The following is an 8,349-nucleotide window of genomic DNA, read 5'->3' on the forward strand; positions in this document are numbered from 1 at the left end:
TTTCTGGCGCGACCGTAGAAGGCAGCAACAAGTAAGATCTCGCGCCGGCTATCTGGGCGAGCTTGGCGTAGGATTCCGCCCCCTCCCGCAAACGCCCCCTACACCAGCTTCCCGTTCGAAATCTATGGGGCTGAGATAGCCAAGGGTCGAGTGCCGCCGGGTCGGGTTGTAGAAGCATTCGATATAGTCGAACACGTCGGCCTTCGCCTGGGCTCTGGATCGGTAGACCTTCTTCCCGATCCGCTCGGTTTTGAGGGATGAGAAGAAGCTTTCCATGGCGGCATTATCCCAGGAGTTTCCGGACCTGCTCATCGAACAGGTGACGCCATTATCTGCCATGAGCCGCTGGAACTGCTCGCTCGTATATTGGCTGCCCTGATCCGAATGGTGCAGCAGGGCGTCGGGCTTGCCACACCATCAGATCGCCATGATGAGGGCATCCGTGACAAGCTGCGCTATCATGGTGGCGCTCATCGACCAGTCCCCCCTCTGCGGGAGAACAGGTCAATGACGGCGGCCACGTAGAGCCATCCTTCTGCGGTCCAGATATAGGTGAAGTCTGCCACCCATTTCTGGTTGGGCCTAGCCGAGTAATCTTGTTTGGGAACGGCCCCAACGCCTTCATCGCCGTAGTGCGAACAGCCCGGCTAAGCCGGCTAAGGCACTCGCGGCGAAGAGAGCTACAGGATTGGACTGGCCCGTCAGGTGCATCATGAGAGCTGCGATAAGCGCGCCGACCGTCTGGCCGACAAGCCTGCATTGGGCCAGCATGCCAGCAGCCGCCCCGGCGCGGTCGAGCGGTGCGTTGCGCAACATGACGTTGTTGTTGGGCACCTGGAACAGGCCATAGCCGATGCCGCAAAGCGCCATGGCGAAGCCGATCAGAGGTTCGGCCAGCCCTTTTGTAATGACGATTGCGAGCATGATCAGCACACCGGCCATGAGCATGAGCCCGCCCGCGCTCATCAGACCCGCCCAATGCTTGTCGGCGTGCCGCCCCGCGAGCGGCGAGGTGAGCGCGACGCCGATCGGGAATGGCAGGATCAGCAGGCCAACCGTGGCAACGCTTAGATCGAGATGGCCTTCGAGCAGGAAGGGCAGGGCGATGAGCAGGCACATCTGCGCTGCGAAGGCGCAGATCGAGGCGCCATAGGCCCGGCGCATGCGCGGGATACGGATGAGATCGAGGGGGATGAGCGGCCGGGGATCGAAGCGAACATGGCGAAGCAGCAGAAAGCCGGCCCCAATCCCGATGGCCGCCATCGTCATGAGCCAGATCGACAAGCCGCCATGCACCCCTTCCGAAACCGCGAGAAACAGCGCACCGAACATGACGGCGTTCAGAACGCTGCCCCATCCATCAAAACGAACACTTACCGGCGCGTTGCGTGGTCCAAAGCGGTGGACCAGCAGGAAGGCGACAAGACCGGCAGGGATGTTGATGAGAAACAGCCAGGGCCAGTCGGCGATCGAAAGGACAAGTCCTGCAAGGCCCGGCCCGGCGGCGGCCGTGAAGGACACCACGAGCGTGTTGTAGCCGATTCCACGCGCGAGGCGATCGGGCGGCCAGGTCACGCGCATCTGGACGCCGTTGACGCCCATCATCGCCGCGGCACCGAGCCCTTGCGCGAACCGGCAGGCCGCAAGGAATTCGAGGGTTGGTGCGACCGAGCAGCCCAACGACATGAGCGTGAAAAGGACCATGCCGCCCTGATAGACGCGGTGATAACCGATCCGTTCGCCCAGCGCCGCGACGGGGAGAAGGGCCATCACCACCGCGATCTGGTAGGCCGTCACCACCCAGGTCGTTTTCGCGGGCAGCACGCCCAGATCATGGCCGATCGTAGGGAGTGCGATATTGGCGATCGAGCTATCCAGCGCGGACATCGCCATGCCCAGCCACAGGCCGGCGAGCGCCCAGTGGCGGCGTGGCGGCTGCAGTCCGCCCGGTGGGTCATAGCGGCCGCTGGGCGGCGTGTTCACTGCCCGGTCAGGCCGGCATAGCGATCCGTTGCGCGCACGAGCTGATCCAATATGCCCGGTTCCGACCAGGCGTGGCCGGCCCCCTCGACGAGATGGAAGTCCGCTTCCGGCCAGGCGCGATGGAGCTCCCACGCGGTGCGGGTGGGGCAGGCCATGTCATACCGTCCCTGCACGATCGTGCTTGGAATACCGCGCAGCTTGTGGGCGTCACGAATGAGCTGATCCTCCTCCAGCCAGCCGCCATGCACGAAATAATGATTCTCGATGCGGGCGAAGGCGAGAGCGAAGTGCGGATCGCCGAAGCCGGACGAGGTGTCGGGGTCGGGAAGCAGGGTGAGCGTACGGCCTTCCCATAGGCTCCACGCCCTGGCGCATTCCAGCCGCATGGCCTCGTCGGTGCCGGTCAGGCGCTTGCGATAGGCCGCGCGCAGGTCGCTCCGTTCTTCCAGCGGAATGGGGGCGATGAACGCTTCCCATTTCTCGGGATGCACTTCCGAGGCGCCGAACTGATAATACCAGTCCAGCTCCGTTTCGCGCACAGTGAAGATGCCGCGCAGCACCAGTTCGCTGACATGAGCCGGATGCGCCTCCGCATAAGCGAGCGCCAGCGCCGATCCCCATGAGCCGCCGAACACCAGCCATTGCTCCACGCCGACCAGCGCACGCAGTCGTTCGATGTCGGCGACGAGGTGCCAGGTCGTGTTCGCGTTCAGCCCGGCATGGGGTGTCGAGCGCCCGCAACCGCGCTGGTCGAACAACAGTACATCGTAATGGTCGGGATGAAAGAGGCGGCGATGATTGGGCGAAATCCCACCGCCCGGTCCACCGTGCAGAAAGACGGCCGGCTTGGCGCCGGGCGTGCCGGAGCGCTCATAATAGACGATGTGGCCGTCCCCGACATCGATCGTTCCGGTCTCATAAGGCTCGATAGCGGGATAAAGCGTGCGAAGCTCAGTCATGTGCTGCCTGATGCAGCCTGCGCGGCACGAGGTCCAGCACCGTTTCGGCGTCCGCCTCCACTACGGCCTGCGCCATAAGATCATGGTCCGGCGCACGATGGCAGGCGGGGTCTGTCCGGCCGACGTCGCCGGTCATGGCCAGCGCCTGACAGCGGCAGCCGCCCCAGTCGATCTCACGGCGGTCGCAGGCCCGGCATGGCTCTGGCATCCAGTCCGTGCCGCGAAAGCGCGTGAAGGCATCCGATGCCTGCCAGATGTCGCGCAGCGATGTTTCGCGCACCGAGGGGAAGGTGAAGCCGGGCAGCGTCTCGGCCGCGTGGCAGGGCAGGGTCTTGCCGGACGGAGAGATGTTGATGAACCGATTGCCCCAGCCGCCCATGCATGCCTTGGGCCGGGAGGCGTAATAATCGGGCACTACATAGTCGATGGCGATGCGGCCCTTGAGCCGCGCACGGGCGGCTTCGACGACAGCGTTCACATAGTCGAGCTGCTCGCGGCTCGGCAGAAGGGCGTTGCGGTTGAGCAGGGCCCAGCCATAATATTGGGTGTGGGCGATCTCCATGCGCTCGGCTTCCAGTGTTTCGCCCAGCGCGATCATCGCTTCCACGCGTTCGATATTCTGCTTGTGGATGACGAAATTGGCGGTGAGCGGCAAACCTGCCTCTCGAATGCGCCGCGCCGCCGCCAGCTTCTTTTCATGGCCGCCGCGATAGCCGCCGAACCGGTCGCCGCCGTCATGCGTAGCGTCCTGAAAGCTCAGCTGAATATGGTCGATGCCGCCCGCCAGCAGGGCCGCCATCGCCTCATCGGTGAGCAGCACGCCCGAGGTGATGATATTGGTGTAGAGCCCGGCCCGGCTGGCATGGGCTACCAGTTCCGGCAGATCACGCCGGGCCATCGGCTCGCCGCCGGAGAAATGGACCTGCAGGATGCCGATCGCCGCCGCCTGATCCAGCACATGGCGCCAGTCATCGGTGGAAAGCTCCGTCTTGGGCGCGTCCATCTGCAACGGGTTGGAGCAATAAGCACATTGCAGCGGACAGCGGTGCGTGAGTTCCGCGATCAGGCCCATGGGCGGCGCGGGCTGAGTCATGACGGTTCGGCGAGGGTCAATGTGCCGCGCGTGGCAAGATCCTCCAGCGCGGCCACCACGTCCGTCGCGATCATGTCGCGCGGCGCCTCGAACCGGGCGGCGAGGTCATCGACAATAGCGTCGATGCTGCGCGTGCCATCGATCAGCTTGAGGATTTCGACTGCGATCTCGTCCGGCATGAAGAGCTTTTCGGGCGCAAGCAGCACCCAGGCATCGCGCACTGCGTCGAAACGGAATTTGGCCCCGCGCCGGAACGCCGGGACGGCGCTCTCCGTCGTCACGCGTCGGTTTCCGGCACGAAGGCGCCCGGCGGGATCATGCCCGGCGACACATAGGCAAAGTAAAGCCCGTCGAGCTGGCACCAGAGCACATCGCATTTGAAGCGCAGGGCGGCGAGCACGGCCTGCTGCTTCTCCACCGTGTCGGCATGGGCCTTAACATAGGCAAGCGCCCAATCGCTGTCTTGCGGTGCCTGGGTCAGGCGCGGCGTGAAATAGGCCAGCGTTTCCCGCGTGATCCAGTCATAATTGGCGAGCATGCCGGAGACGCGCTCGGCGATGATGGTGGGCGAGAAAAGCTCCGTGAGCGAGGAGGCGACAGCCTCCAGCAGCGACTTGTCGCGCACGAAGTGGACATAGGCGTCCACGGCGAAGCGGGTTTCGGGCAGGATCTGCGTGGTGCTTTCCACCAGCGCGCGGTCGAGGCCCACGCCTTCGGCCAGCTTCAGCCAGCGTTCGATGCCGCCGGGCTTCTCGCCATCGCCATCATGATCCTCGATCCGCCGCCGCCATTCGCGGCGCTCCTCCGCCGTGGGCAGGCGCGCCATCAGGGTCGCGTCCTTGGCGGGGATCGACGCCTGATAATAATAGCGGTTGAGCGCCCACGCCTGGACCTGCGCCCGATTGAGATTCCCGTCATGCAGCAAGCGATGGAAGGGGTGGTGGATATGGTAGCGCTCGGCGCCGATCGCGCGCAGCGCGGCTTCCAGTTCGTCGGGCGTCAAGAGGGCGTCGGTCAAAGCGTGAACTCCATGCCGTCTTCGCCGACGATCCAGCCGGCCGCTTCCGCTTCGGCATGTTCGGGGCTGTCGGCCAGCAGGACGGGATTGCTGTTGTTCATGTGGATGATGACCTTGCGCCCGACATGGACCGGGGCGAGCGCCGCGATCGTGCCGTCAGAGCCGCCGAGGCTCATATGGCCCATGCGCTTGCCGGTCTTGTGGCCGATGCCGGCGGCGATCATCTCGTCGTCACGCCAGAGCGTGCCGTCGAAGAAGAGGATGTCCGCGCCCTCGATTCGCGCACGCAGATCGTCCGTTATCGCGGCGCATCCGGGGATGAAGAGCAGGCGGTGGTCGCCATCCCGGATCTCCAGCCCCACCGTGGTATCGTCGACGACGATCGGGGGCGGATCCGCGCCGTCTCCTTCCAGATAGAGCGGCACCTTGCCGGGCACCGCGAAGAAGCGTGCGGTGAGCGCGTCGTCTAGCGCGAAGGGCATGTCGAGCGCATGCGCGCCGCGAGTCACCACGTCGCGCGCCAGCACCTCGAAGATCGGATTGGCATCCAGCACATAATGGATGCGGCGGGTGGCATGGACCGCGAAGGGCTGGCGCTCGCGCAGGGTGAGCAGGCCCGCGATCACATCCACATCGCCGCCGGTCAGCACGACCCCGGCAATGGGGCTGTCGCGCAGGCCATTGCGTGGATGGAGGGCAGGGGTCGCATTGATCTGCTGGCGCAGGTCGGGCGCGGCATTGAGGATGAACCAGCGTTCACCGTCATGGCTGACAGCAACGCTAGCCTGGGTACGTAGGGGCGCGAGAAAATCTCCGCATCGGGCGCGGTTGCAGCCCGGTGCGTTCGAGTTCCACTGGGGGAAGCCGCCACCTGCCGCTGCCCCCAGTATGATGATTTGCACGATCTTATGCTCAGGCGGTCAGTTCCGCACAAGCGTAGCAGTTGATTTCCGCGCCGAGCGCAATCTCACGAATCTTGGGCGTCTTCCATTTCATTGTTCAGTTCTCCTCTACCGCTTTCTTGTGCTGCACTCGGTTGCACCGCCGGGCCATCCTTGGGCAGGTCGCTTTACGACCATGTTCAATGGATGGGGCTATGATCGTCGAATCTAGTAACAAGACGCTAACAGTGGCAGCTGGTAAGGCGCAAGTGACCAAAGGACCAACGATCATAAAGGAATGGCGGGTGGACCCGATACGGGGCCAATGCGAGAGGACGCTTTCATAGGAGAAGTATTTTGGATTGCTTACGAATCTGCTGAAGGGCAGCTCCGCCATTTAGCCAGTGGGCCGTCCGATGTTGGATATGAACGCTGGCGGAGTGGTGACTTCAAGAGCCTGCGGCAATGGGATGGTTTAACGCATCCATATCGACTTGGGTCAGCGTTAGTGCCGCGCCGGCCACATTCTCCTCAAGATGTGCGATCTTCGAGGTCCCCGGGATGGGAAGAATGACTTTGCTTCGCCTCAAGATTCAAGCCAATGCAACCTGGCTCGCCGAAGCGCCATGTGGCCTGCTGCCGGTTTGGCGGACACCGAGATAGGCTCAATCAGGCTACACCCGCTTCCCGTTCGAAATCTATGGGGCTGAGAGTCCTCTCTGATTGGGGCTTCCTAGGTCAAGCTGCTTCCTCGATTTCTTGATCGTTCCCATGGATCACTCGCTTCTCTCCGCGGTCGGCGCGTGGCCGCCGCATAATGGGGTCAGGAGAGCGGGACGCCTCAAGCTGTTTCGCGACCTTCAGGGTATCTGAGGATCCGGACTCTCAACGAGGTCATTCCGCCCATCGTCCCCATGGGAACGATCGCTACCCGTCTTTTCAGACGGGAACTGGTTCGCGTCTCCTCATACTGCGGCGAGCGCTGGCGACTTGCCCCAGCGGAACTCGGCTTGGTCGCTCCACATACGGTGCAGGATGACGGCAAGCTTGCGAGCCACGGCGACGCGGGCTTTGGCCATGCCGCGCCGCTGGGCAACGCGCATGCCCCACGCTTTTAGCGTTGACCATTTCTGGCAGCGCGTCAGCAGAGTATGCGCCGCCTCGTACAATGCGGTACGGGCAAGCTCGTCGCCACATCGGCTGATGCGGCCCTGGACGTCGGTTTCGCCAGACTGGTAGCGGCGGGGCGTGAGCCCAAGATGAGCGCCGACGTCGCGGGATCGTCGAAAGCGCTCGGGCTGATCAATCGTCGCCCTGAAGGTGAGCGCGGTCAGCGGCCCCACACCTGGCACCGTCATCAGCCGCCGGCATATCGGCTCAACCCTGACCGCTTCCAGTACGCGCTTCGTCAAATGGTCGATCTGGCGCACCATCACGTCGAGCACTGCTAGCAGCGGTTCGACGATATCGGAGATGGCATCATCGACTGACGCAAGTTCGCGGACCCGGCCGGGGAAGAGCTTGCGCGGTGGTGTTCCCAGCTTGAGCCCGACCTCACGGAGCACGGCCCGCACCGCGTTCTCGATGTCGCGCTGCTTGTTCAACATAGTGCGGCGTGCGCCGAGCAGCGCGCGGGCCGATCGGCACGGCATGCTCTTCACGTGGACCGCTCTATACCACCCTGTCCGGATAATCTGAGCTAGGCCACGAGCGTCGTTACGGTCAGTTTTGTTTGGCATCGCGCCCATTGCCGCCTTGGCTGCTCGCGTTTCGATGCACAGTGCTGGCAAGCCAGCGCGCGTCAGACCCTGATGCAGCCACGACGACAGCGAGCATGCCTCCAGCCCAACGCGCTCGAAGCTCAGGCCGGTAGCGGCCAGCGTCTCGACCACCGCATCGGGCTCACTGGTAGCACGAAGCTCGCGGATCACTTTGCCCGCGTTATCGACAATGCAGATCGCCGTCTCTTCCAACGATACATCCAATCCGGCATAATAGCTCATGGTTGCTTCTCCTCATGGTTGTGGCCGCACACACGGACCACGTTCTACCATTTGCGAGGAGCAGCCACCTCACCGACTCGGTGAGGTGCCCCAATCACCCCATCTGTTTGGAAAATCAGGGGTGAACGTTTCGGCGTAGGAGATTGCCGCCCTTTTAGCGACGAGGATCATGGCCTGCGAGACGTCGATGCGCTTCTCGTAATCGCGGACCAATCGGCGCCATCGGATCATCCAGCCAAAGGTCCGCTCAACGACCCATCGTCGGGGCAGAACCTTGAAGCCCTGCTGCTAATCGCTGCGTCGAATGACCTCGACGGCTCTGTTGCAAAGATTGGCGGCAGTCAGAGGTAGGCTGTCGCTCTGCGCCGATCAGGCGGCTGCTGCGAAATGGTGGTTGAGCATGCCCATGGCC

9 protein-coding genes and 2 pseudogenes are annotated in these 8,349 nt (G+C 63.5%); all 11 read right to left on the reverse strand.

The features are described from left to right. Positions 1 to 48: 48 nt before the first annotated feature. Positions 49 to 581: pseudogene (locus tag B7X90_RS16945) on the reverse strand (IS3 family transposase); the annotation flags it as partial. Between the two features lie 40 nt (positions 582 to 621). Then, on the reverse strand, positions 622 to 1,983 hold the full coding sequence (locus tag B7X90_RS16950; RefSeq protein WP_292626440.1) for an MFS transporter: 1,362 nt from the start codon (positions 1,981 to 1,983) through the stop codon (positions 622 to 624). Further along, the gene (pip, locus tag B7X90_RS16955; RefSeq protein WP_292626443.1) at positions 1,980 to 2,942 is read right to left on the reverse strand and encodes a prolyl aminopeptidase; all 963 of its coding nucleotides are present in this window, start codon (positions 2,940 to 2,942) and stop codon (positions 1,980 to 1,982) included. Before pip ends, B7X90_RS16950 begins: the two co-directional genes overlap by 4 nt. Continuing rightward, positions 2,935 to 4,035, reverse strand: coding sequence for a pyrroloquinoline quinone biosynthesis protein PqqE (gene pqqE, locus B7X90_RS16960; protein WP_292626446.1), 1,101 nt, complete (start codon positions 4,033 to 4,035; stop codon positions 2,935 to 2,937). The genes pip and pqqE overlap by 8 nt, the downstream gene beginning before the upstream one ends. Beyond that, the gene (gene pqqD, locus B7X90_RS16965) at positions 4,032 to 4,316 is read right to left on the reverse strand and encodes a pyrroloquinoline quinone biosynthesis peptide chaperone PqqD (RefSeq protein WP_292626448.1); all 285 of its coding nucleotides are present in this window, start codon (positions 4,314 to 4,316) and stop codon (positions 4,032 to 4,034) included. Before pqqD ends, pqqE begins: the two co-directional genes overlap by 4 nt. After that, positions 4,313 to 5,053, reverse strand: a complete 741-nt coding sequence (pqqC, locus tag B7X90_RS16970; protein ID WP_292626450.1) for a pyrroloquinoline-quinone synthase PqqC — start codon at positions 5,051 to 5,053, stop codon at positions 4,313 to 4,315. The genes pqqD and pqqC overlap by 4 nt, the downstream gene beginning before the upstream one ends. Beyond that, positions 5,050 to 5,955, reverse strand: a complete 906-nt coding sequence (gene pqqB, locus B7X90_RS16975; protein ID WP_292626453.1) for a pyrroloquinoline quinone biosynthesis protein PqqB — start codon at positions 5,953 to 5,955, stop codon at positions 5,050 to 5,052. The genes pqqC and pqqB overlap by 4 nt, the downstream gene beginning before the upstream one ends. 10 nt (positions 5,956 to 5,965) lie before the next feature. Continuing rightward, positions 5,966 to 6,049, reverse strand: a complete 84-nt coding sequence (pqqA, locus tag B7X90_RS18390; RefSeq protein WP_366409829.1) for a pyrroloquinoline quinone precursor peptide PqqA — start codon at positions 6,047 to 6,049, stop codon at positions 5,966 to 5,968. A gap of 334 nt (positions 6,050 to 6,383) precedes the next feature. Then, positions 6,384 to 6,524: a hypothetical protein gene (locus B7X90_RS18395; RefSeq protein ID WP_366409828.1), complete on the reverse strand. Its 141-nt coding sequence runs from the start codon at positions 6,522 to 6,524 to the stop codon at positions 6,384 to 6,386. A 375-nt stretch (positions 6,525 to 6,899) separates the two neighbouring features. Continuing rightward, positions 6,900 to 7,937, reverse strand: a complete 1,038-nt coding sequence (locus tag B7X90_RS16980) for an IS110 family transposase (RefSeq protein WP_292626456.1) — start codon at positions 7,935 to 7,937, stop codon at positions 6,900 to 6,902. Between the two features lie 115 nt (positions 7,938 to 8,052). Then, positions 8,053 to 8,252: pseudogene (locus B7X90_RS16985) on the reverse strand (transposase); the annotation flags it as partial. Positions 8,253 to 8,349 lie beyond the last annotated feature (97 nt).

Source organism: Novosphingobium sp. 17-62-19 (assembly GCF_002256775.1).
In the GTDB taxonomy this organism is placed as follows: domain Bacteria; phylum Pseudomonadota; class Alphaproteobacteria; order Sphingomonadales; family Sphingomonadaceae; genus Novosphingobium.